This window comes from Sphingomonas lycopersici (assembly GCF_026130605.1).
GTDB classification, from domain to species: domain Bacteria; phylum Pseudomonadota; class Alphaproteobacteria; order Sphingomonadales; family Sphingomonadaceae; genus Sphingomonas; species Sphingomonas lycopersici.
This window is the reverse complement of sequence record NZ_JANFAU010000006.1, coordinates 233,689-256,257: the sequence shown is the minus strand read 5'-3', so window position 1 is coordinate 256,257 and position 22,569 is coordinate 233,689. Positions and strand designations below refer to the sequence as shown.

The following is a 22,569-nucleotide window of genomic DNA, read 5'->3' as shown; positions in this document are numbered from 1 at the left end:
GGTCTTGCATTATGCTGCAACTGCGAGCATCTAGGCGCGCAATCTCCGTTTCGGGAATGACCTATGGCCGACCAGACGCCCCCTCCTGCCGCTAGCGAATCGCCCGAACCGCGCCCCTCGCCGCTGAAGAACCCGCGCGTCCGCCGCGTGCTGCTGATCGTCGCGGTGATCGCGGTGGTCGCCGGCATCGCGGGGTTCGTGCGTTACGAAAGCTACGGAAAATACCAGCAATCGACCAACGACGCTTATGTCCAGGCCGATGGCGTCACCGTCTCGCCCAAGGTCGCGGGCTATGTCGACAAGGTGTTCGTCGCGGAGAACCAGCCGGTGAAGGCGGGCGATCCGCTGGTCCAGATCGACGCGCGCGATTATCACGCGCAGGCGGCGCAGAGCCAGGCGCAGATCGACGTCGCCGAAGCCAACGCGACCGGGGTACAGGCGCAGATCGGCGAGCAGCAGGCCGCGATCACCCGCGCGCGCGCCGATCTCGCCGCCGCGCGCACCGACGCGGCTTATGCGCATAGCGAGGTGGCGCGCTATCAGCCGCTCGCTGCGAGCGGCGCGGAGACCCGCGAGCGGCTCTCGCAATTGCGCAACCAGGCGACCCAGGCCGATGCCAAGGTCGCCGCAGCGCAGGCCGCGCTGGTCAGCGCCGAACGCCGCATCGGCACGCTCAACGCACAGGTCAAGCAGGCGCGCGCGCAGGGTGAGGGGGCGCGGGCGCAACTGGCTGCGGCCGAGACCAATCTTGGCGCGACCTTGATCCGCGCGGCGATCGACGGGCGCGTCGGCAGCAAGACGGTGCGGCAAGGCCAATATGTCCAGGCGGCGACCCGGCTGATGACGCTGGTGCCGGTCAAGGACCTCTATATCACCGCCAATTTCAAGGAGACCCAGCTCGGGCTGATGCGCCCCGGCCAGCCGGTGTCGGTATCGGTCGACGCGCTGCCCGGGGTCGAGATCCCCGGCCGCGTCGCCAGCGTCTCGCCGGGCACCGGCGCGCAATTCTCGGTGCTGCCGCCGCAGAACGCCACCGGCAATTTCACCAAGATCGTCCAGCGCGTGCCGGTGCGGATCGCGATCAGCCCCGGGCCGGAGACCCGCGCGTTGCTCGTCCCCGGCATGTCGGTCGAGGTCAGCGTCGATACGCGCGGCGCGAAGGGCGCGGCGGACCGCATCCGGCGCGAGCAGCAACAGCATAACGAGCGGATCGGCCAGTGAGCGCCGCCGCCGCCGCCGGGGCCGCGGCCCCCGCCGGCACCGTGCCGCGCGCCGATGCGTCGGCGTGGCTCGCGGTGATCGCGGGCAGCCTCGGCGCGATGATGGCGACGCTCGACGTATCGATCGTCAATTCGGCGCTGCCGACGATCCAGGGCGAGATCGGCGCGAGCGGCACCGAGGGGACGTGGATCGCCACCGCCTATCTCGTCGCCGAAATCGTCATCATCCCGCTGTCGGCGTGGCTCGAACGCTTGCTCGGGCTGCGCACATTCCTGCTCATCGCGGCGAGCCTGTTCACCGCTTTCTCGATGCTGTGCGGGGTTTCGACCAACCTGACGATGATGATCATCGGCCGCGTCGGGCAGGGCTTCACCGGCGGCGCGCTGATTCCCACCGCGATGACGATCATCGCCACCCGGCTGCCGCGCGCGCAGCAGCCGATCGGCAACGCCTTGTTCGGGGTCACCGCGATCCTCGGGCCGGTGCAGGGGCCGCTGATCGGCGGCTGGCTGACCGAGAATGTCAGCTGGCATTATGCCTTCTTCCTCAACCTGCCGGTCGGCATCCTGCTCGTCACGTTGCTGCTGCTGACGATGCCGCATCAGAAGCCGCAGTTCGCCGAGCTGCGCAACGCCGACTGGCTGGGGATCGCCGGGCTCGCGCTCGGGCTCGGCGGGATCACCGTCGTGCTCGAAGAGGGGCAGCGCGAACAATGGTTCCAGAGCAGCGAGATCGTGTGGCTGACGGTGCTGTCCGCCGTCGGTTTCCTGCTGCTGTTCGCCGGGCAGGTTTTCGCCAGACGGCCGGTGATCAAATTGAAATTGCTGCTCGATCGCCAGTTCGGCGCGGTCGCGCTGATGGGGTTCGTCGTCGGGATGGTGCTCTACGGCACCGCTTATGTGATCCCGCAATTCCTCGCTGCGATCGCCGATTATAATGCGCTGCAATCGGGCAAGGTGGTGCTGCTGTCGGGCATCCCCTCGCTGATCATGATGCCCTTCACCCCGTTGATGATCCGTTATTTCGACATCCGTTTCGCGGTCGCGGCGGGGCTGGCGATCATGGCGGGGAGCTGCCTGCTCGATACGACGCTGACCGCGCAGGCGACCGGCGCGCAATTCGTCGATTCGCAATTGCTGCGCGGGATCGGCTCGATCCTCGGCTTCCTGTTTCTCAACCAGGCGGCGATCACCTCGGTCCCGCCGCGCGAAGCGGGCGACGCCGCCGGGCTGTTCAGCGCGACCCGCAACCTCGGCGGGTCGTTCGCGCTCGCCGCGATCGCGACGATCCAGGACCAGCGTCTTTGGCTGCACAGCCGCCGCGCCGAAGAGGCGCTGCCCGCCAATTCGGGGCTGGTACAGGATTATCTCGGCGGGCTCGGCCAGATGCTCGGCGGCCCCGACGCGGCGCTGCGCTCGCTCACCGGGACGATCCAGCGCGACGCTTTGGTGATGACCTTCAACGATATCTTCTGGCTGCTCGGGATCGGCATCATCTGCGTCATCCCGCTCGTCATGTTCCTGCGGCCGCTGCCCAAGGGGCAGCCGCTCGCGATGCATTGAGGCTTTTGGTCATGCGTAACGCCCTCGCGCTCCTGCCGCTCGCGGCGCTCGCCGCCTGCACCGTCGGGCCGAATTATGCCGGGCCGGCGTCGGCCGGCGCGGCCAAGCCGCCCGCCAATTTCGTCCGCGTCGCCGACGCCACCGCGCCCGCCGCGCCGACCGTCGCCTTGTGGTGGACCGGGCTCGGCGACGCGACGCTCGACGAGCTCGAACGCCGCGCGCTCGCCGCCAATCCCAACGTCCAGATCGCCGAAGCGCGGCTCAAACAGGCGCGCGCCTCGCTCCGGCTCGAACGCGCCAACGAATTGCCGAGCGGCAATGCGCAGGCGACCTATCTCCACGCCCAGCTCCCGGGGATCAACCTCGGGCAGAGCAGCGGCGGCGGGGGCGGCGGATCGACCAGCCTCGATTTCTACAATCTCGGGTTCGACGCGAGCTGGGAGATCGACCTGTTCGGCGGGCAGCGCCGCAAGATCGAGGCGGCGCGCGCCTCGATCGGCGCCGCGGAGGCCAATGTCGCCGACGCGCAGGTCAGCCTGACCGCCGAGGTGGCGCAGAATTACGTCAATCTGCGCGATCGCCAGCAGCGCATCGTGCTGGCGCAGGAGGCCGCGGCGCAGCAGCGCGAGTTGCTGCGGCTGACCGAGCAGCGCTACGGCGCGGGCACCGCCTCCGCGCTCGATGTCGAGCGGCTGCGCGGGCTGGTCGAGCAGAGCGACGCCGCGATCCTGCCGCTCAACGCCGAGCGCGACGCCTATCTCAACGCGCTCGCGACGCTGGCGGGCGAGGCACCGGGGGCGCTCGACACGTTGCTCTCGCCGGCGCGCGCGGTGCCGCTGCCGCCGGCCGAGGTCGCGGTGGGCGATCCCGCCGCCTTGCTCCAGCGCCGCCCCGATATCCGCGCCGCCGAACGCCAGCTCGCGGCCGCGACCGCCAAGATCGGCGCCGCCGAGGCGGCCAAATTCCCGCGCATCAGCTTCATGGGGCTGATCGGGATCGGCGGGAGCAAGCCGGGCGATATCTTCGATCTCGACAAGATCTCGGCTTTGGCCGCGCCGCAGCTATCGTGGAATTTCCTCGACTTCGGGCGCAACGCCGCGCGTGTCGGGCAGGCCGAGGGCGCGCGCGACGAGGCGGCGGCGCAATATCGCGGCGCGGTGCTCAATGCGCTCAAGGATGCCGAGGATTCGCTGTCGCGCTATGCCGCGCGGCGGCAGACGGTGGCCAATGCGGCGCGCTCGCTCGCCACCGCGGAGCGCAGCGCGAAGCTGATGCGCCAGCGCTTCGACGCCGGCACCGCGACGATGATCGACGTGCTCGACGCCGAACGCCAGCGCACCTCGGCGCAACAGACGCTGAGCCAGAGCACCGCCGCGATGACCGCCGATTATGTCGCGATCCAGAAGGCGCTCGGATTGGGGTGGGCGGCGCCCTAGCCCCTCCCTTCGCCCTGAGCTTGTCGAAGGGCTGCACTTTCTTCGTTGGAAGAGAAGGGCAGGGCTTCGACAAGCTCAGCCCGAACGGGAGGGAATTCATTCCTCCCCCGCAAAGCTCAGCGCCGACAGCCCGCGTTCGCGATCGTTGACCAGCAGCGCGCGCCCGTCGGGCGCCGCCGAGCGTTGCGCGCAGGCCGCGCGCAGACAGGCGCGGCAGCCGAGCCCGATCGGGGTCGCGGCGCCGGCCAGATCCAGCCCGCGCGCCGCCGCCAGCCCCCCCGCCTGCTCCGCCGCGACACCCAGGCCGACCGCGAATTCCGCCACCACCTCATGCGGCGCGGCATCGGGGCGTCCGCCCGGCGCGCCGGTGGTGCGCGCCTGGGTGAACCAGCGCGCGCCGTCCTCCAGCTCGACCAGTTGCACCGCCAGCGCCCCCGGCCGGTCGAAGGCGTGGTGGAGGCGCCATAACGGGCAGCGCCCGCGCGCCTCGACCAGCACGCCGCCGCTCGCCCCGGCGTAACGCTTCGAGACCTGCCCGGCGCGGTCGATGCGGATCATGAAGAAGGCGAGCCCGCGCGCGCCGACGCGCTGGAGCGTGGTGAGCCGGTGCGCGACCTGTTCGAAGCTCGCGCCGAAACGGCGTTCGAGCACGCTCACGTCATAGCCGCTCGCCTCGCACGCGCGCAGGAAGCGCGCATAGGGCATCATCACCGCGGCGGCGAAATAGCCCGCGAGGTGGCGGCGGAACAGCCGTTCCGCGCTGCGATCGGCGAACGCGGCGCCGCGCGCGAGCGCGTCGATCTCGGTCCGCGCCTCGAGTTGCGCGAGCTGCGCGGCGAGCGCGAAGCAGCGCGCCGGCGCGTCGAGCGTCTCGCTCAACTGCAATTGCCGCGCGTGGAGATCGAGCCGGCGCAACAGATCGGGCATCACCTCGATCGGCAGGATGCGGATCGACAGCCCGTGCTTGACGCGCAACCGCTCGACCAGCCCGGCGTAGAGATCGGCGCCGACCAGCCGAAGGTCGTCGGCCAGCGCCTCGGCCGCCGCGTCGAGATCGGGGAAATGGTTGCGCCAGCGGTCGATCTCGCGCCGTGCCGCGGCCATCGCATCGTCGCGCCTCGCGTCCGCCGGCGCCTCCCCGCCCCCGCCGGCGCGATCGAAGGCGCGCGCGAACGCCTCCGCCCCGCCGGGCGCAGCGGCGAGCCATTCCTCCACCTCATGCCGGTCGATCTCCAGATCGGCGAACAACGGATCGGCGAGTCGCCGCCGGATCGCCGCCGCCCCGCCGCCCGGCTCGCCCGCCGCGAGCGCGCGCGGGTCGAAATCGAATTGCTCGGCCATCCGCACCAGCAATGCCGCCGGCAGCGCGCGCTGGTTGCGCTCGATCAGATTGAGATAGCTCGGCGAAATCTCCAGCATTTCCGCCATTGCCGCCTGGGTCAGCCCGGTGCGGCGCCGAAGCCGGCGCACCGCATGGCCAGCAAGCAGTTTGTCCCGCGCCATTGCCGTCGATCCTGTAAATTACTTTACAATATGACCGCTATTAACGCGCTTTCCGCGACGTGGCGACACGAATTCAGTGTGTTTCCGGCTCTCACTGCGCGTTTTCGTCGATTATCACACTTCCATCAGGCGGCGACGCCGGAACGCAATCAGGAGCCACGTAATGACCAAGGAACCGCAGCGCAGCCGCGCCGTGTTCTCCACCGAGGACTTCGGGCTGATGAAGGAAGCGGTCGCGCATTATGTGCGGACGATCGCGGACGATCCCCGCTCGGCGAAATTCTCCAATCTCTACCACCGCCTCGGCCGGCTCGGCTGACGCACGACTTCCTGGGGAGGAAGGTGTCCGCCGGCGCTTCACGCGTCGGCGGACATTTCCATCCCGCGGCCCGATTATCGAAGGAGCAATATCCGTGACCTATCAGGAGCAAATCGCCGGCGCCGACAAGCTGATCAAAAGCTTCAACGGCACATGGGACGGGATCGACGCCGAAGCGGTTGCGCGGATGCAGCTTCAGAACCGGTTCCGCACCGGGCTCGACATCGCGCGTTACACCGCCGCGATCATGCGCCGCGACATGGCGGCTTATGACGCCGATCCGGCCGCCTATACCCAGTCGCTCGGCTGCTGGCACGGCTTCATCGGGCAGCAGAAGCTGATCTCGATCAAGAAGCATTTCGGCTCGACCAAGGGCAAGTATCTCTACCTTTCGGGGTGGATGGTCGCCGCGCTGCGCAGCGAATTCGGCCCGCTGCCCGATCAGTCGATGCACGAAAAGACCAGCGTCCCCGCGCTGATCGAGGAGCTCTACACCTTCCTCAAGCAAGCCGATGCGCGCGAGCTGAGCCTGATGTTCCGCGATCTCGACAAGGCGCGCGAGGCCGGCAACGAGGTGGAGGTGCAGCGGCTCGCCAATGCGATCGACAATTTCGAGACGCATGTCGTGCCGATCATCGCCGATATCGATGCCGGGTTCGGCAATGCCGAGGCGACCTATCTCCTCGCCAAGAAGATGATCGAGGCGGGCGCCTGCGCGCTGCAGATCGAGAATCAGGTTTCCGACGAAAAGCAATGCGGGCATCAGGACGGCAAGGTCACCGTGCCGCACGAGGATTTCCTCCAGAAGGTCCGCGCCTGCCGCTATGCCTTCCTCGAACTGGGCGTCGAGGACGGCATCATCGTCACCCGCACCGATTCGCTCGGCGCCGGGCTCACCAAGCAGATCGCCTACAGCCGCGAGCCGGGCGATCTCGGCGATCAATATAACGCCTTCCTCGATTGCGAGGAGGTGACCGATCTCGCGTCGCTACGCGGCGATGTCGTGATCGAACGCGACGGGAAGCTGATGCGCCCGAAGCGGCTGGCGTCGAACCTCTATCAGTTCCGCGAAGGGACCGGGGCCGACCGCTGCGTGCTCGATTGCATCACCTCGCTGCAGAACGGCGCCGACCTGTTGTGGATCGAGACCGAGAAGCCGCACATCGAGCAGATCGCGTCGATGGTCGATCGCATCCGCGAGGCGGTGCCCAATGCCAAGCTGGTCTACAACAATTCGCCGAGCTTCAACTGGACGCTCAACTTCCGCCAGCAGGTCTATGACCGCTGGGCGGCGGAAGGGAAGGATATCTCGGGCTATGACCGTGCGCGGCTGATGAGCGCCGATTACGACGAGACCGAGCTGGCGCGCGAGGCCGACGAGCGTATCCGTACCTTCCAGAAGGACGCCAGCGCGCGGGCGGGGATCTTCCACCACCTCATCACGCTGCCGACCTATCACACCGCGGCGCTGAGCACCGACAATCTCGCCAAGGAATATTTCGGCGAGGCGGCGATGCTGGGCTACGTCAAGGGCGTCCAGCGGCAGGAGATCCGCCAGGGGATCGCCTGCGTGAAGCACCAGAATATGTCGGGCAGCGACATCGGCGACGATCACAAGGAATATTTCGCCGGCGAGGCCGCGCTGAAGGCCGGCGGGGCGCACAATACGATGAATCAGTTCGCGGCGTAGGCCGCACGCGGATAGCCGCGCTATCCACGAGACGGACAAGCCCGGCCGGCGGCGGGTGTTCGCACCCGCCGTCCGACGGCGCGGCTTTGCCGCGCCGCTTGCCGTTCAGCGCAGGCTCAGCATTCCACCACGTTGACCGCGAGTCCCCCCAGACTCGTCTCCTTATATTTCGAGCGCATGTCCTTCCCCGTCTGGCGCATCGTTTCGATCACCTGATCGAGGCTGACGATATGCCGCCCGTCGCCGTGGAGCGCGAGATAGGCGGCGTTGATCGCCTTGATCGCGCCCATCGTGTTGCGCTCGATGCACGGGATCTGCACCAGCCCGCCGATCGGATCGCAGGTGAGCCCGAGGTTATGCTCCATCCCGATCTCGGCGGCATTCTCGATCTGCGCATTGCTCCCGCCGAGCGCCGCGACCAGCCCGCCGGCCGCCATCGAACAGGCCACCCCGACCTCGCCCTGGCACCCCATTTCCGCCGCCGAGATCGACGCGCGTTTCTTGTACAGCATCCCGATCGCCGCCGCGGTGAGCAGCAGGGTGCGCACCCCGTCGCGCGTCGCGCCGTGGACGAAGGTTTCGTAATAGCGCAGCACCGCCGGGATCACCCCCGCCGCGCCATTGGTCGGCGCGGTGACGACGCGCCCGCCCGCCGCATTCTCCTCGTTGACCGCGAGCGCCCACAGGCTGACCCATTCGAACACCAGGCTAGGGTCGCTGCGCGGGCCGCGTTCGAGCAGTTTCTCGCGGATCGCGCGCGCGCGGCGCTTGACCTTGAGCCCGCCGGGCAATTCGCCGGTCGCCGCACAGCCGCGCTCGATCGAGGCGGTCATCGCGTCGCGCACGCGATCGAGGAAACCGTCGGTCTCGGCATCCTCGCGCCACGCGCGCTCGTTGGCGCGGACGATCGCGGCGATCGACAGATCCTCCGTCGCGCCGGTCGCGAGCAATTCCGCCGCCGAGCCGAACGGATAGCGCGGCTGGCGGTTGGCGCGTTCGGGCTCGGCGCCCTCCTGCCGGATCACCCCGCCGCCGATCGAATAATAGCGCCGGATCACCTCGCTGCCGTCGGCGAGCGTCGCGGTGAAGGCCATCGCATTGGGGTGGCCGGGCAAGAAGCCCGGGCGGAACAGCAGGTCGCGCTCGATATCGAAGTCGATTGCGACCCGCCCGTCGAGCGCCAGCCGCCCGTTCGCGCCGATCGCCGCGATCAGCCCCTCGACCGCCGCCGGATCGACCGCCTCGGGCGTCTCCCCCGAAAGCCCGAGCAGCACCGCGCGGTCGCTATGGTGCCCGCGCCCGGTGAGCGAGAGCGACCCGAACAATTCGCATTGCACGCGGACCGGCACCAGCCCCGCGTCGACCATCTCGCGCGCGAACGCCTTGGCGGCGCGCATCGGCCCGACGGTGTGCGAGCTCGACGGGCCGATCCCGATCGTGAACAATTCGGTGACGCTGACGGCGGAGGGGTCGGAAATCATCCGGCGGGTCTAGGAGCGGGGCGGTCAAACGGCAACGGGGACGCCGGGGCAGAAGCAACAACGACGCAATGCATTACGTGTCGTGATTGAAGTCCCCTTTTCGCCGCTCCCCTTCAGGGGAGGGGTTTGGGGGTGGGGAGTGTCTCACCGAGACCGTCGCTCGTGACTCCCCCACCCCAACCCCTCCCCTGAAGGGCAGGGGCTTTTCAGGTCAAAGGCGTCGCATCCAGCCGCAGCCGCAGCAGTGCGCCGCCGCTCGTGCTGCGTCCGGTCTCCAGCGCCCCGCCGCATACCCCGAGGATACGCTCGACGATCGACAGCCCCAGCCCGGCGCTGTCGCTGCGCGCGGTATCGCCGCGGCGGAAGCGGCGCGCGGCGGGATCGCGCGCGTCGACCGCGAGCCCCGGGCCGTCATCCTCCACCGTCAGGCTGCCGTCGGCCGCCGCGGAGACGGTGATCGCCGATCCCGCCGGGGTGTGGCGCACCGCATTGTCGATCAAATTGGTGACCGCGATCAGCAGCAATTCGGCTACGCCGCGCACCCGCGGCGGCGCCTGATCGGGCTCCTCGAAGGCGATGCTGTGCCCAGAGCGGTAGACGATCGGCACCATCGCCTCGACCGCATCGCGCGCCAGCGCGACGGGATCGACCATCCCCAATTGCGGGTGCAGCCGATCGATCGCGGCGAGATCGATCAGCTGGCGGATGACGTGATTGGCCTGCGCCACCGCACCGCCGATCTGATCGCGCTGCGGCGATTCGGGCAATTGTTCGAGCCGGAGCGAGATCAGCGCGAGCGGGGTGCGCAGCTCGTGCGCGACATTGCCGATGAAATCGCCCTGCGCGCGATATCCCGCCTCCAGCCGGTCGAGCGCGCGGTTGGTGGCGTGGACCAGCGGCATCGCCTCGCTCGGCATCCGCGCCTCGTCGATCCGCCCATCGAGCCGCGGGAGCCCGATCGCATCGGCATCCGCCGCCGCATCGCGGAACATCCCCGTCACATGCCGCAGCACGATGAACGACAGCAGCAGCGAACCGAGCAGCGCCGCCGCGATCACCCAGGCGAAGCGGCGCAGGAACGAGCGCACCACATCGTCGACGATCTCCTCGGGATGGGTGCGATCCTGCGCCACCACCACCCAGCCATTGCCCCCCGCGGGGAGCGCGACCGGGCGGGTGAGGACGTCATAGCGCCCCCAGGTGGTGAATCTCCGGTCCGCGCCGTGCGGCAGATCGGAAAGGTCGAACGGCAACACCGCCGGGCGCGCCTGGAGCGCCTTTCCCTGCGCGTCGAACAGCGCGAAGAAGCGGTTGCCGTGCTCGCGCGGCAGCGGCTGGTCGGTCGCCCCGCTGCCATGCGCGAAGCCGGTCGCCTCGCGCTCGAGCCGCGCCGCGATGAACGCGTCGGCGGTATCGTGGAGCATGTGCGACAGGAGCAGCGGCAGCGCGACCGCCACCACCACGACGATGACGATCTGGCCCGCGAGCAGCTTGCCGAACAGCGAACGGGGAAGGCGGAACGTCATGTGGCGGAGAGCATATAACCGATTCCGCGCACCGTCTGGACACTCACCTCGGCATGATCCTCCAGCTTGCGGCGCACGCGATGCACATAGACGTCGACCGCGTTCGACCCAAGCGCCTCCCCCGCGCCGAACAATTGATCGGCCAGCACGCGCTTGGGCACGACATGCCCGGCGCGCCGCATCAGCAGCTCGAGCAGCTCGATCTCGCGCACCGACAGGCTGAGCGGCGCGCCCGCCACCCGCACCTCGCGGGTCGAGATATCGAGCGTCACCTGCCCCGCGCGCAGCACATCCTCGACATAGCCCCCCTGCCGCCGCAGCACCGCCGCGAGCCGCGCGTGAAGCTCGGCGAACAGGAACGGCTTGACCAGATAATCGTCGGCGCCGCTTTCCAGCCCGAGCACGCGCATCTCGCCCTCGCCGCGCGCACTGAGCACGATCACCGGCACGTTGCGGCGCTGCCCGCGCAGCCGGCGCAACAGGCTCAGCCCGTCCTCGTCGGGCAGGCCGAGATCGAGGATCACCGCGGCATAATCGGTCGTGGCGATCAATTGCTCGGCGTCGCGCGCATTGCCGGCGAGGTCGCACCGTATCTCGCGCCGCTGGAACGCCGCGGCCATCGCCTCGGCCAGTTCCTCATTGTCCTCCACGATCAGCAGACGCATCGGCGCGCTCCCTGCTCCGCCCTCTCACCGCTCGCCATCATTGACGGCCTGAGCTTGTCGAAGGGCGTCCCGCCCGCCGTGAGTCAGGGCCGCCCTTCGACCGGCTCAGGGCGAACGGGGATAGGTGGTCCGGCCTATCCCCTGCCGCCGCCAAACCCCGATCAATTCGGCGCGAAGGTCGCGTCGATCGTCCCGCCGCCGGGCACCTGGCACTGGCCCTCGCCGCCGCCGCTCATCCCGCTCGACGGGCGGATCAGCGTGAAGCGGCAACGCATCCGCCCGCTGGGGCCGGTCAGATTGGCGAGCACCTTGCCCGAATAATGCGTCACGAAATCCTGCGTCGGCCCCCAATAGCCCCAGCCGCCCCAGCCGCCGCCCCACCGGCCACCCCAGCCGCCGCGCCAGCCGCGATACGGGCCGACCGGGCCCCAGCCGGCCCATAACGGGCCAAGCTCGTCGACCCGCGTCTCGCTGGTGATCTGGAAGAAGGTGCCGGTATAGGTCGCGCCGTTCGAAAGCTGTGCGGTCATCTGCCCGCTGCGCGCACTCTGCGCGCGCCAGTTGAACGTCGCCGACAGGCCCGGGACGCGCGAATCGCCAACGCCCGTGCCGGTGGTGGTGCAGCCCGCGAGCATTCCCACCGCGACCAGCACGGTGAGCGGAAGGGTTTTCGAAATCCGTGTCATGACAATCACTCCTGCCTCCCGCGCCGACATTCTCAACGCCAGCGTTGCCGAATGGTGTCGCGCATTTTGCTGACGCGCGCCTTACGCCGCTCGTTCCTTGCCAGTGGGGAGCGCACCCCCTAGGGCCGGGCCAAACCCAAAGGAGATTTCCCCGATGCGCCCCAGCGGCCGCACCCCCGATCAGATGCGCGCGATCGTCATCGAACCCCGCTTCACCCGTCATGCCGAAGGATCGGTGCTGATCGGGTTCGGCGATACCAAGGTGATCGTCACCGCCAGCGTCGAAGAGCGCGTGCCCCCGTTCCTGCGCGGCAAGGGCCAGGGCTGGGTCACCGCCGAATATGGCATGCTGCCCCGCGCCACCCACACCCGCGGCAGCCGCGAGGCGGCGAAGGGCAAGCAATCGGGCCGCACCCAGGAAATCCAGCGGCTGATCGGCCGCAGCCTGCGCGCCGTCACCGATCTTTCCGCGCTCGGCGAGCGGCAGATCACGCTCGATTGCGACGTGATCCAGGCCGACGGCGGCACCCGCACCGCCTCGATCTCGGGCGCGTGGGTCGCGCTGCGGCTCGCGGTCAACGGCCTCATCGCCGCGGGCAAGCTGGAGCGCGATCCGATCGGCCAGAAGGTCGCGGCGGTGAGCTGCGGGATCTTCCAGGGCAATCCGGTGCTCGATCTCGATTATGACGAGGATTCGAACGCCGACGCCGACGCCAATTTCGTGCTGCTCGAAAACGGCCATATCGCCGAGGCACAGGCCACCGCCGAGCACGCCACCTATGACGAGGAAGCGCTGCTGCGCCTGCTCCGCCTCGCGCGGATCGGCTGCACCGAGATCTTCGCGGCGCAGGCGAGGGCGGTGGCGTGAGCGGCGAGGGCGACGAGCCGCAGGCGATCCGCAAGCTCGCGCCGGGCAAGCTGGTGATCGCCAGCCACAACCCCGGCAAGGTGCGCGAAATCGCCGAACTGCTCGACGGCCACGGGCTGGAGGTCGTCTCGGCCAAGGCGCTCGACCTGCCCGAGCCCGACGAGACCGGCACGACCTTCGTCGCCAATGCCGAGTTGAAGGCGCGCGCCGCGGCGGACCTTTCGGGGCTCCCGGCGCTGGCCGACGATTCGGGGCTGTGCGTCGATGCGCTGGGCGGCGATCCGGGGATCTTCTCCGCGCGCTGGGCGGGGGAAAGCAAGGATTTCAACGAGGCGATGCGCCGCATTGAGGACAATCTCGCGCGGCTCGACGCGCCGCCGCGCGACGCGCATTTCGTCTGCGCGCTGGCGCTGGCGTGGCCCGACGGGCATGTCGAATGGTTCGAAGGCCGGGTCGACGGCACGCTCGTCTGGCCGCCGCGCGGCGACAAGGGCTTCGGCTACGACCCGATGTTCCTCCCCAACGGCGAAACCGAGACGTTCGGCGAGATGGATCAGGCCCGCAAACACGCGATCAGCCACCGGGCGGACGCGTTCCGGCAATTGGTGCGCGCGGTTTTCTGACCTTAAAGCCCCTCCCTTTCAGGGGAGGGGCTTAAGAGGCTCACCGCGTCGGGACGGGGACCTCGCCCGAATAATCGTAGAAGCCGCGCCCGGTCTTGCGGCCGTACCAGCCGGCCTCGACATATTTCACCAGCAACGGCGCGGGGCGGAATTTCGGGTCGCCGGTGCCCTCGTGGAGCACGCGGGTGATCTCCAGGCAGGTATCGAGCCCGATGAAATCGGCGAGGGTCAGCGGCCCCATCGGGTGGTTGAGCCCGAGCTGACAGGCGAGATCGATGTCGCGGATCGTCGCGACCCCCTCGCCCAACGCGAAGCACGCCTCGTTGAGCATCGGCATCAGCACGCGGTTGACGATGAACCCCGGCGCGTCATTGGCGTGGACCACCTGCTTGCCGAGCGCGACGGCATAATCCTCGACCCGCTTGACCGTCGCATCGGTGGTGGCGAGCCCGCGGATCACCTCGATCAGCCCCATCACCGGCACCGGGTTGAAGAAATGCACCCCGATGAAGCGCGACGCATCGGGCGCGGCCTGCGCCAGCCGGGTGATCGGGATCGACGAGGTGTTCGACGCGAGCACCGCATCGGCGGCGAGCACCTTGCCGACCTCGGCGAAGATCGCGCGCTTGATTTCCTCGCGCTCGGTCGCGGCTTCGACCACCAGCCCCGCCGGCGCCATTGCGGCGACGCTGTCGACCGGCTCGATCCGATCGAGCAACTGATCGCGCGTGGCGGCGTCGATCTTGCCCTTTTCGACATCGCGCGCGAGCCGCCTGGCGATCCCCGCCTTGCCTGCCTCGGCCCGCGCCTTGTCGACATCGGCGAGCAGCACGCGATAGCCTGCCTGCGCGGAAACCTGGGCGATCCCCGCCCCCATCTGCCCCGCACCGATCACACCAACCGCTTGCATCACGTGACTCCTTCGCTGTTGCGGAGCCGGATAACGGGTTTCGCGGCGATTGCCAGATGGGGGGCGGAAGGATCGGCGGGTGCTGGGTTAAGGCGCGATCACCCATCCCCGTTCGGGCTGAGCCTGTCGAAGCCCTGCACTTTTCTTCCGAGGAAAGAAGTGCAGCCCTTCGACAAGCTCAGAGCGAACGGAAACAGATCACCCGGTCCGCTGTCAGCGTCCGAACGTGCCCTCGCGATAGAGCAACGTGATCGCGACGCGGCGGTTACGCGGATCGGCAGGGTTGTCGGCGATCATCGGTTCGCGGTCCGCCACGCCCTCGATGCGGTTGAAGCGTGCCTCGGGGATGTTCGCCTGCGCCAGCCGGCGGCGGGTCGCCTCGGCGCGGCCGGTGGCGAGCGTCCAATTGTTCATCGCGCGCGGATCGCCATAGGGCACCGAATCGGTGTGCCCGCGGATCATGATCGGGTTGCTCGTCTTGGCGATGCTGTCACCGACCATCCCGATCAGCTCGGACGCCGCGGGTTCGAGCACCGTCGTGCCGAGCGCAAACATCGAATAATTGGCGTCGTCGATGAGATCGATCCGCATCCCGTCCGGGGTCATCACGAAGCGGATATGCCGCGACAATTTTGCGAGATCGGCGCGCGAGGCGATCCGTTCCATCACCTTGCGCTTCAATTCGGCGAAGTTGCGCCGATCCTCCGCCGCGATCGCGTCGGGGCTGCGCAGCGATCCCTTCTTGCCCGCGCCCTCCTGCCGCCCGCCCGATTCGCTCTGGATCTTCGCGGCGACCGTCGGCAGCCGCGAATTGCCGACATCGGGGCCGGTCTGCTCCTTGCTGAGGATCGATTTGCCGCCGAGGATCCCCGATCCGCCGACGCCGAGCGACTTGGTATCGAGCAGGGTCGGCGCGAAATAATCGGCGATGCCCTTGCGCTGCTTCTCGGTCGTCGCGCCGAGCAGCCACAGGAGCAGGAAGAAGGCCATCATCGCGGTGACGAAATCGGCATAGGCGACCTTCCACGCGCCGCCGTGATGCCCGCCATGCCCTTCGATATAGACCTTCTTGTAGATGATCTTCGGCGGCTGGTTGGTGCCGTGCGGCGCGCGCGCGGCCATTTACCGGCCCCTCAGACCGTCGAACACCTCGGCGAAGCCGGGCTGGTTCTTGTGCGCGATGCCCGAGCGCGCCGCCTCGATCACCAGAGGCTGCGGATGGCCGTGGAGCGAGGCGATGATGATCTGCTTCACCACATGATAGATCGCCGCATCGGCCTCGATCACCTGCTTCAGCCGGTTGGCGAGCGGGCTGACGATGCCATAAGCGAGCAGCACACCCATGAAGGTGCCGACCAGCGCCGAGCCGATCATCGCGCCGAGGATCGACGGCGGCTTGTCGATCGACCCCATCGTCTTGACGATGCCGAGCACCGCCGCGACGATGCCGAGCGCGGGCAAGGCGTCGGCGAGGCTGGTCAGCGTGTGCTGCGGCCCTTCGACCTCGTGGTGGTGGGTCTTGATCGCATTGTCCATCACGTCTTCCACCGCATGCACGTCGAGCGTGCCCGAGGAGACGACGACCAGCCGCAGCGTATCGGCGATCAGGTTGACGAGCGTGGCATCGGCGAGCAGCCGCGGATATTCGGCGAAGATCGCGGAGGATTTGGGATCCTCGACATGCGGCTCGAGCGCGATCGGCCCTTCCATCCTGAGCATCTTCATCAGCTTCGAGACGAGGAAGATGACGTCGAGATAATCCTGCTTCTTATATTTCGGGCCCTTGAACACCTTGCCGAGCCCGGTGCCCATCGCCTTCAATTCCTTGCTGGAATTGCCGATGACCAACGCACCAGCGGCGGCGCCGCCGATGATGATGAGCTCGTGCGGAATCGCCTCGAATACCGGCCCAAGCGCGCCGCCGGTGAAGGCGAAGCCGCCGAACACCATGACGACGAGGACGACGAGGCCGATGGCCGGAAACATTCAGCATACCCCCCGGGAAACGAAACTGATCCTCATGACATTCGTGGTTAGCGCGCGTTCGTCGCCATCTGGTTAACCACGCCCCTTCACCCGCGGCTCATCGCAGATAATCGAACAGCGACAGGCTGGAGAGCTTGGAGAAGCTCGCCTGGGTCGCCTGCAGCGAGGTCATGGTTTTCTGCAGCTGGGTGATCGCGGTCGCATAATCGAAGCCGTCGACCTGGTCGCGCGTCGCCGAGCGATCGGCCTTGGCGTCGGTCAGCTGGTTGGAGACGATATCGACCCGTGCGGCGCGCGCGCCGATCGACGCCTGCGCCGTCGCCACCTGATCCGATACCTGCTGCACCGTATCCGCCGCCGCGGCGGGAATATCCGTCCCCGCGTTGAGCGCGGCCATGATCGCGGTGATCGCGCTGCCCAGATCGCTGGTGCCGGTCTTGAGGAAGCCCGCGGCATTGCTGCTTGGCTGGACCGACTGGCCGTCGCCGATCGGGATCGACGCGCCCTCGCCGGTGGTGAAGCTGAGCGAGCCGTCGGCATTCTGCGTTACCGCCTGCCCGCCGCTATTGCCGCCGAACAGCGGGCCGCCGCGCGTGTCGGCCACATTGGCGGTGGAGACGATCTGCGACAATATGTCGCCGAGCTGGTTGGCGATCGCCACCTTGCCGCTGGCGGGCAAGGTGCCGTTGCGCGCCTGGACGACGAGGGTCTTCACCTGCTGGAGCTGGTCGCCGATCGTGCCGAGCGCGCCGTCCGCCTGTTGCAGCACGGTTTTGGCGACCGTGACATTGGCGGCATAGGCCGCGCCATTGGCGTCCGCCTGCGACAGGCCCTGCAGCCGCTGCCATGCCACGCTATCGTCGGACGGCGCGAGGATGTTCGACTGCGCGGTGATCTGCTGGTTGAGCCGGTCGGCCTGCGCGCTGAGCGAGCGCATCGTCGACGACGCGCGATCATAGAACAGGCTGGTGGAAGGAGCGATCGTCATCAGCGGATTTCCAGGATCGACTGAAAGGTGTCCCGCGCCGCCTGAATGACGCGGCTCGAGGCGGAATAGGCCTGCTGGAAGCGCATCAGATCGACCGCTTCGGTATCGAGATCGACCCCCGATACGGCATCGCGCGCGCTGACCGCGCCGTCGTGGATTGCGCTCTGCGCCGCGGCGACGGCATTGCGGTTCTGCAGCGCGGCGGCATTGGCGGCGACGAGCGTCGTCACCTTGGTTTCGAACCCGCCGCTGGTGCGCAGCGTGCCGAGCGCGAGGATATTGCTGTTGTCGCGCGTCCCCCCGCCGACCGCTGCGGCGGCGATCCCGCTGGGATCGGCGAGCGTCAGCGACACGTCGGTCGGCGCGGCGCCGACGCTGAACAGCGGCTGGCCGGCATTGTTGTTGAGATCGCGGCCCTGCGCCTGGACGCTGTTGACGCCGTTGACGAAATTGGTCGCCAGCGTGTTGAGCTGGTCACGCGTGTCGGCGATGCGCTGCGCGCCGTCGGCGATCCCGCCGAGCGCGCCGCCGTTCGGCGTCAGCACCGAATAATTGCCGCCCATCTGCACCGCGAACGACACCGCGCCCGATCCGTTGCGGACATAGGTGACCGACGCGGCGTCATTGCCCGAAACCAGCGTCGGCCCGTTGCTGCCCCCCGCGGTGACCGTCGCGCGGCCGGCGGCGTCGAGCGTGACATGGACGTCGACGATCGCGCTCATCTGATCGAGCAGCGAATCGCGCTGGTCGGCGAGGCTCGCCGCCTGCGCGGTATTCGGCGCCGAGCGGCTCAGCCCGTCATTGACCTTGGCCAGCGCCGCCGAAAGCGAGGTCAGGCTGGCGGTCGCCTGATCGGCGCTCGCGTCCATGTCGGCGGTCACCTGCGCCAGCGCATTGCCGGTCGCGGTAAAGGCGTTGGCGACGGTGGTGGCGCTTTCGAGCATCGCCGCGCGCGGCGTCGGCGAGGCGGGATCGGCGGCGACGCTTTGCGCCGCATTGAAGAAATTGGTCAGGCTGGTCGAAAGATCGCTGCCGGTCAGCGCGGACTGGATGCTGTTGAGCCACACCGTCCCCGCCTGGGTCCGCGCGAGATCGGCGCCCGAATCGCGCACCGCGGCGGATTTGAACATGTCCGACGCGCGGTTGATCCCGGTGGCGATCGAGCCATAGCCGGTCATCGCCGCCGCGGCGCTGAGCACCCCCTGCACCGGCGCCAGCTCGGTCACATTGGTCGAGCGGCGCGCATAAGCGCCGTTGCCGACGTTGGCGATATTCTCCGAAACCGTCGCCAGCGCCGTCTGATAGGTCTTGACGCCCGAAGCGCCGATGGAAAGCAGGTCCGCCATCAGTCCGACTTAGCCGGCTCGGTGTTAAGGGCTGGTTGCGACCTAGCGAGGAAATCGGTCATCGCCCTGCCGATCCCGAGCGGCGCGTGATCGGCCATCGCCTGAACGAATTTCTGGTCCTGCATGTCGCGGAAGGTGTCGAGCGCCTTACTGTCGAACAGCGGGTCGGCGAGCTTCGCCTGGCGCATCGACTTGAGCATCATGCCGGTGAACACCGTTTCGAACTGCTTGCCCGCCTTGGCCAGATTCTCCTTCGACGCGGCGCGCGACAACCCGGTATCGAGCCCGGTCGCGCCCGTGATCTGCATCTTGGCGACGCTGCCGGCGACATCCGCGGTCATAGCACGATCAGCTCCGCCTTGAGCGCGCCCGCTTCCTTGAGCGCCTCGAGGATCGCGACCAGATCGGCCGGCGAGGCGCCGATCGCATTGACCGCCTTCACCACGTCGGCGAGCTTGGGTCCCGGCGCGAGCAGGAACATCGGGCGGCGCTCCTCATCGACCGACACGTTCGATTTCTGCTCGAGCGCGGTCTGGCCCTGGCTGAACGGACCAGGCTGCCTGACCCGCTGGTTCTCGTCGATGCGCACGGTCAGCTTGCCGTGCGTCACCGCGGCCGGACCCACCCGGACCGCAGAATTAATAACGACCGTTCCCGTCCGGGCATTAACAATTACTTTTGCCGGCGGCTCGGCGGTGACCACGCTGAGATTCTCGATCGTCGACATGAGCGTCGCGCGCACGTCGGCGCCGACCGGCGCCTTGACCGCGATCGACACCGCATCCTTCGCCTCGGCGCTGCCCCCGCCCAGCCGGCTGTTGATCGCCGCCGCGACATTCTGCGCGGTGGTGAAATCGGCACGCGCGAGGTTGAAGGTGAGATACGGCGTCTGATCGAACCCGGTGGCGACCGCGCGTTCGACCGTCGCGCCCTCCGGGATGCGCCCGGTGGAGGGGACGTTGACGACGATCTGCGACCCGTCCCGGCCCTCGGCGCCGAGCCCGCCGACCGCAAGATTGCCCTGCGCCATCGCATAGATCTGGCCGTCGGCACCGAGCAACGGGGTGAGCACCAAAGCGCCGCCGCGCAGCGACTTGGCCTTGCCGAGCGAGGCGACGGTGATGTCGATCCGCTGGCCGGGCTTGGCGAAGGCGGGCAATTCCGCGGTCACCATCACCACCGCGGCGTTCTTGAGCCCCTGGCTGACGTTCGGCGGCAGCTGCAGCCCGAAACGCGAGGCGACCGCCTTCACCGACTGCATGGTATATTCGAGATTGTCGTCGCCCGTGCCGGGCAGCCCGACGACGATGCCGTAACCGGTCAGCTGGTTCGATCGGATGCCCTGGAAGGTGCCGAGATCCTTGATCCGATCGGCGCCGGCCGGATGGCCCGCGAGGATCGCGACGAGGATCGCGATCAGCGCCAGCCACCAGCGCGCGCGGTTCACCCGGCGCGGCCGCCCGGCGGACGGAAAAGGAAGCGCGATGCTGGTCATCAGAACGGGCTCACCACCTGGAAGAAGCGGCTCAGCCAGCCCTGGCGGCTGGCGCGGGCGACATCGCCCTTGCCGGTATAAGCGATCTGCGCGTCGGCCACGCGGGTCGACAGCACGCGATTGTCGAGATCGACATCGGCGGTGCGCACGATCCCCTTGATCTGGACGAATTCGTCGCCGCGATTGAGCGTGACGCGCTTCTGCCCCTGCACCAGCATCGTGCCGTTGGGGAACACCTGCGCCACCGTCACCGACATTTCGCCCGACAGCGAATTGGCCTGATCGGTGGTGCCGGTGCCCTTGAAGTTGCGCGTCCCGCTGGCCGAGGCGTCGGTCGGGCTGAACAGCGACAGCGGCCCGGTGCTCGGCGGGGTGATGCCGAAGCCGCCGCCCGAATCGAGCTTCGACGAGGCCGATTTGGAGGCGGCGGTGCGCTCGACCAGCACGATCGTCAGCGGATCGCCCACGCGGCGCGCGCGCCAGCCTTCGTGGAGCGCGGCATAGCCGGTCGCCGCCTGGAAGATCGCGCCATTCGCCTCGGGCGCGGCGGCCGGGGTCTGCGCCACCGGGGCGAGCCGCACCGCGGAGAAATCCTCCGCCGGCTTCTTCTTGCCGAACAGCCCCGCGGCCGCCGGCGAGGCGATCAGCGCGGCGCCGAGCGCGACGGAGAGGGAGATACGCATGGCCATCATCGATCCCGGCATCAGATGTTCTGGTTGACGTATTTGAGCATGTCGTCGGTCGCCGAGATCATCTTCGAATTGACCTCATAGGCGCGCTGCGTCTCGATCATGTCGACCAGTTCCTCGACGACATTGACGTTGGACGCTTCGAGCATCCCCTGCCGCACCGAGCCGCGCCCGTCCTGCCCCGGCACGCCGAGGTTGACCGGGCCGGAAGCGGCGGTTTCCATGACATAATTGTCGCCCGCGCTCTGCAGCCCGGCGGCATTGGGGAAGCTCGCGACCTGCAACTGGCCCAAGGTCTGCGCCTCGGTCTTGCCGGGCAGCGTCGCGGAGACGGTGCCGTCGGTGCCGATCGTGATCGAGGTGGCACCCTGCGGGATCGTGATCCCCGGCATCACCTGATAGCCGTCGCTGGTGATCAGCATGCCTTCGGGCGAGCGCGAGAAATTGCCCGCGCGGGTATAGCCCAGCTCGCCCGACGGCATCTGCACCTGGAAATAACCGTCGCCATCGATCGCGAGATCGAGCGCGTTGCCGGTGGTGTTGAGCGACCCCGCGGTATCGATCCGCGCGGTGCCCTGGACGCGCACGCCGGTGCCGAGGTTCAAGCCCGTGGCATATTGCGTCGACTGGGTCGATTGCGCGCCCGGCGCGGTCACCACCTGATAGCTCAACGTCGCGAAGGCGGCGCGATCGCGCTTGAACGCGGTGGTGTTGACGTTGGCCAGGTTGTTCGAGATCACGCGCATGCGCATGTCCTGGGCGTCGAGCCCGGTGCGCGCGATATGCATGGCGGCGGTGGTCATCGTTCAATCCCCCTCAGGCAGGAAGCCGCATCACCGAGGATGCGCCTTCGTCCATATCCTTGGCATTCTTGAGCAGGCTGGCCTGCACTTCGTAGCTGCGCTGGTTCTCGATCATGTCGACCAGCGCCTGCGTCATGTTGACGTTCGAACCCTCGAGCGTCCCGGCGATCACCTTGCCGTCGAGGTTCTCGGGCAGGGACCCGCCGCCGCGGACGTGGAGCAGATTGTCCAGCCCCTTCACGGTGTCGGCGCCATTGTCCGAGACGAGCTTGATCTTGTCGATCACCTGCGGCTTGCCCGTGGTATCGCCTTGCGGGATGATCGAGATCGACCCGTCCGAGCCGATCGACAGCCCGCTATAGGGCGGGATCGTGATCGGGCCGGACTGGCCCATCACGAGAAAGCCGTCGCCGGTCTGCAAGGTGCCCGACGGCGAGACCGAAAAGTCGCCGCGCCGCGTATAGGCCTCGCCGCCGTCGGGCGCCTGCACCGCGATCCAGTCGTTGCGGCCATCGACCGCGACGTCGAGCGGGCGCCCGGTGGCCATCATCGTGCCCTGCTGCCGATCGGCGTCGGTGATCTCCGAGGTGGTCGGCGCGCGCGCCATCAGCGTCGCGCCGCCCCCGGTGAGCTGGATCTGATCGAACACCACGCGATCGGCGCGAAAGCCGGTGGTGGAGGCGTTGGCTATATTGTTGGCGATCGCCGCCTGCGCCTGCATGTGCGCGCGCAGCCCCGTCGCCGCCGTATAGACCAGTTTGTCCATTTACGC

Annotated in this window: 22 protein-coding genes; 7 read left to right on the top strand and 15 right to left on the bottom strand. The window is 68.2% G+C overall.

The genetic code is table 11. The features are described 5' to 3' along the window. The first annotated feature begins 63 nt into the window (after nucleotides 1-63). From NED98_RS14150 to NED98_RS14140, 3 genes are read left to right on the top strand one after another with little or no spacing between them, the layout of a single operon-like run. Nucleotides 64-1,221 carry an HlyD family secretion protein gene (locus tag NED98_RS14150; protein WP_265313455.1) on the top strand — a complete coding sequence of 386 codons (1,158 nt, stop codon included), beginning with the start codon at nucleotides 64-66 and terminating at the stop codon, nucleotides 1,219-1,221. After that, on the top strand, nucleotides 1,218-2,783 hold the full coding sequence (locus NED98_RS14145; protein WP_265313454.1) for an MDR family MFS transporter: 1,566 nt from the start codon (nucleotides 1,218-1,220) through the stop codon (nucleotides 2,781-2,783). The genes NED98_RS14150 and NED98_RS14145 overlap by 4 nt, the downstream gene beginning before the upstream one ends. Before the next feature lie 11 nt (nucleotides 2,784-2,794). Beyond that, nucleotides 2,795-4,219 carry an efflux transporter outer membrane subunit gene (locus tag NED98_RS14140; RefSeq protein WP_265313453.1) on the top strand — a complete coding sequence of 475 codons (1,425 nt, stop codon included), beginning with the start codon at nucleotides 2,795-2,797 and terminating at the stop codon, nucleotides 4,217-4,219. Between the two features lie 96 nt (nucleotides 4,220-4,315). Here NED98_RS14140 and NED98_RS14135 read toward each other — a convergent pair whose 3' ends face one another. After that, complete coding sequence (locus NED98_RS14135; protein ID WP_265313452.1) at nucleotides 4,316-5,722, bottom strand: helix-turn-helix domain-containing protein; 1,407 nt, start codon at nucleotides 5,720-5,722, stop codon at nucleotides 4,316-4,318. Between the two features lie 163 nt (nucleotides 5,723-5,885). On the opposite strand from NED98_RS14135, the gene NED98_RS14130 reads away from it, so the two are divergent. Further along, complete coding sequence (locus NED98_RS14130) at nucleotides 5,886-6,041, top strand: hypothetical protein (RefSeq protein WP_179512762.1); 156 nt, start codon at nucleotides 5,886-5,888, stop codon at nucleotides 6,039-6,041. 94 nt (nucleotides 6,042-6,135) lie between these two features. After that, nucleotides 6,136-7,731, top strand: coding sequence for an isocitrate lyase (locus tag NED98_RS14125; protein ID WP_265313451.1), 1,596 nt, complete (start codon nucleotides 6,136-6,138; stop codon nucleotides 7,729-7,731). A 116-nt stretch (nucleotides 7,732-7,847) separates the two neighbouring features. Here NED98_RS14125 and NED98_RS14120 read toward each other — a convergent pair whose 3' ends face one another. The 4 genes from NED98_RS14120 to NED98_RS14105 form a co-directional block, all read right to left on the bottom strand. After that, nucleotides 7,848-9,212 (bottom strand): L-serine ammonia-lyase, encoded by a 1,365-nt coding sequence (locus tag NED98_RS14120; protein ID WP_265313450.1) that lies wholly within the window; start codon nucleotides 9,210-9,212, stop codon nucleotides 7,848-7,850. Between the two features lie 206 nt (nucleotides 9,213-9,418). After that, nucleotides 9,419-10,738: a sensor histidine kinase gene (locus NED98_RS14115; RefSeq protein WP_265270607.1), complete on the bottom strand. Its 1,320-nt coding sequence runs from the start codon at nucleotides 10,736-10,738 to the stop codon at nucleotides 9,419-9,421. After that, nucleotides 10,735-11,403 (bottom strand): response regulator, encoded by a 669-nt coding sequence (locus NED98_RS14110; protein ID WP_265313449.1) that lies wholly within the window; start codon nucleotides 11,401-11,403, stop codon nucleotides 10,735-10,737. Before NED98_RS14110 ends, NED98_RS14115 begins: the two co-directional genes overlap by 4 nt. Nucleotides 11,404-11,564: 161 nt before the next feature. Next, nucleotides 11,565-12,089, bottom strand: coding sequence for a hypothetical protein (locus tag NED98_RS14105; RefSeq protein WP_265313448.1), 525 nt, complete (start codon nucleotides 12,087-12,089; stop codon nucleotides 11,565-11,567). A 154-nt stretch (nucleotides 12,090-12,243) separates the two neighbouring features. On the opposite strand from NED98_RS14105, the gene rph reads away from it, so the two are divergent. Both rph and rdgB read left to right on the top strand, forming a co-directional pair. Beyond that, nucleotides 12,244-12,957, top strand: a complete 714-nt coding sequence (gene rph / locus NED98_RS14100; protein ID WP_179512768.1) for a ribonuclease PH — start codon at nucleotides 12,244-12,246, stop codon at nucleotides 12,955-12,957. Beyond that, the gene (gene rdgB, locus NED98_RS14095; RefSeq protein ID WP_265313447.1) at nucleotides 12,954-13,580 is read left to right on the top strand and encodes an RdgB/HAM1 family non-canonical purine NTP pyrophosphatase; all 627 of its coding nucleotides are present in this window, start codon (nucleotides 12,954-12,956) and stop codon (nucleotides 13,578-13,580) included. The genes rph and rdgB overlap by 4 nt, the downstream gene beginning before the upstream one ends. 40 nt (nucleotides 13,581-13,620) lie before the next feature. On the opposite strand, the gene NED98_RS14090 is transcribed toward rdgB, so the two are convergent. The 10 genes from NED98_RS14090 to NED98_RS14045 form a co-directional block, all read right to left on the bottom strand. Then, entirely contained in the window at nucleotides 13,621-14,490 is an 870-nt protein-coding gene (locus NED98_RS14090) for a 3-hydroxybutyryl-CoA dehydrogenase (RefSeq protein WP_179512770.1), read from the bottom strand. A gap of 213 nt (nucleotides 14,491-14,703) precedes the next feature. Further along, nucleotides 14,704-15,612 carry a flagellar motor protein MotB gene (locus NED98_RS14085; protein WP_179512771.1) on the bottom strand — a complete coding sequence of 303 codons (909 nt, stop codon included), beginning with the start codon at nucleotides 15,610-15,612 and terminating at the stop codon, nucleotides 14,704-14,706. Continuing rightward, nucleotides 15,613-16,476, bottom strand: coding sequence for a flagellar motor stator protein MotA (motA, locus tag NED98_RS14080; protein WP_265270595.1), 864 nt, complete (start codon nucleotides 16,474-16,476; stop codon nucleotides 15,613-15,615). It abuts the gene before it with no gap. A 97-nt stretch (nucleotides 16,477-16,573) separates the two neighbouring features. Beyond that, entirely contained in the window at nucleotides 16,574-17,464 is an 891-nt protein-coding gene (locus tag NED98_RS14075) for a flagellin N-terminal helical domain-containing protein (protein ID WP_265270593.1), read from the bottom strand. Next, nucleotides 17,464-18,810 carry a flagellar hook-associated protein FlgK gene (gene flgK, locus NED98_RS14070; RefSeq protein ID WP_265313446.1) on the bottom strand — a complete coding sequence of 449 codons (1,347 nt, stop codon included), beginning with the start codon at nucleotides 18,808-18,810 and terminating at the stop codon, nucleotides 17,464-17,466. Before flgK ends, NED98_RS14075 begins: the two co-directional genes overlap by 1 nt. Further along, nucleotides 18,810-19,151, bottom strand: a complete 342-nt coding sequence (locus tag NED98_RS14065; RefSeq protein WP_265313445.1) for a rod-binding protein — start codon at nucleotides 19,149-19,151, stop codon at nucleotides 18,810-18,812. Before NED98_RS14065 ends, flgK begins: the two co-directional genes overlap by 1 nt. Continuing rightward, nucleotides 19,148-20,305, bottom strand: a complete 1,158-nt coding sequence (locus NED98_RS14060) for a flagellar basal body P-ring protein FlgI (protein ID WP_265313444.1) — start codon at nucleotides 20,303-20,305, stop codon at nucleotides 19,148-19,150. The genes NED98_RS14065 and NED98_RS14060 overlap by 4 nt, the downstream gene beginning before the upstream one ends. Beyond that, on the bottom strand, nucleotides 20,305-20,994 hold the full coding sequence (locus NED98_RS14055; RefSeq protein WP_432423327.1) for a flagellar basal body L-ring protein FlgH: 690 nt from the start codon (nucleotides 20,992-20,994) through the stop codon (nucleotides 20,305-20,307). The genes NED98_RS14060 and NED98_RS14055 overlap by 1 nt, the downstream gene beginning before the upstream one ends. Before the next feature lie 14 nt (nucleotides 20,995-21,008). Continuing rightward, complete coding sequence (flgG, locus tag NED98_RS14050; RefSeq protein WP_179512778.1) at nucleotides 21,009-21,797, bottom strand: flagellar basal-body rod protein FlgG; 789 nt, start codon at nucleotides 21,795-21,797, stop codon at nucleotides 21,009-21,011. 13 nt (nucleotides 21,798-21,810) lie between these two features. Continuing rightward, entirely contained in the window at nucleotides 21,811-22,563 is a 753-nt protein-coding gene (locus tag NED98_RS14045; RefSeq protein ID WP_265270584.1) for a flagellar basal body rod protein FlgF, read from the bottom strand. Nucleotides 22,564-22,569 lie beyond the last annotated feature (6 nt).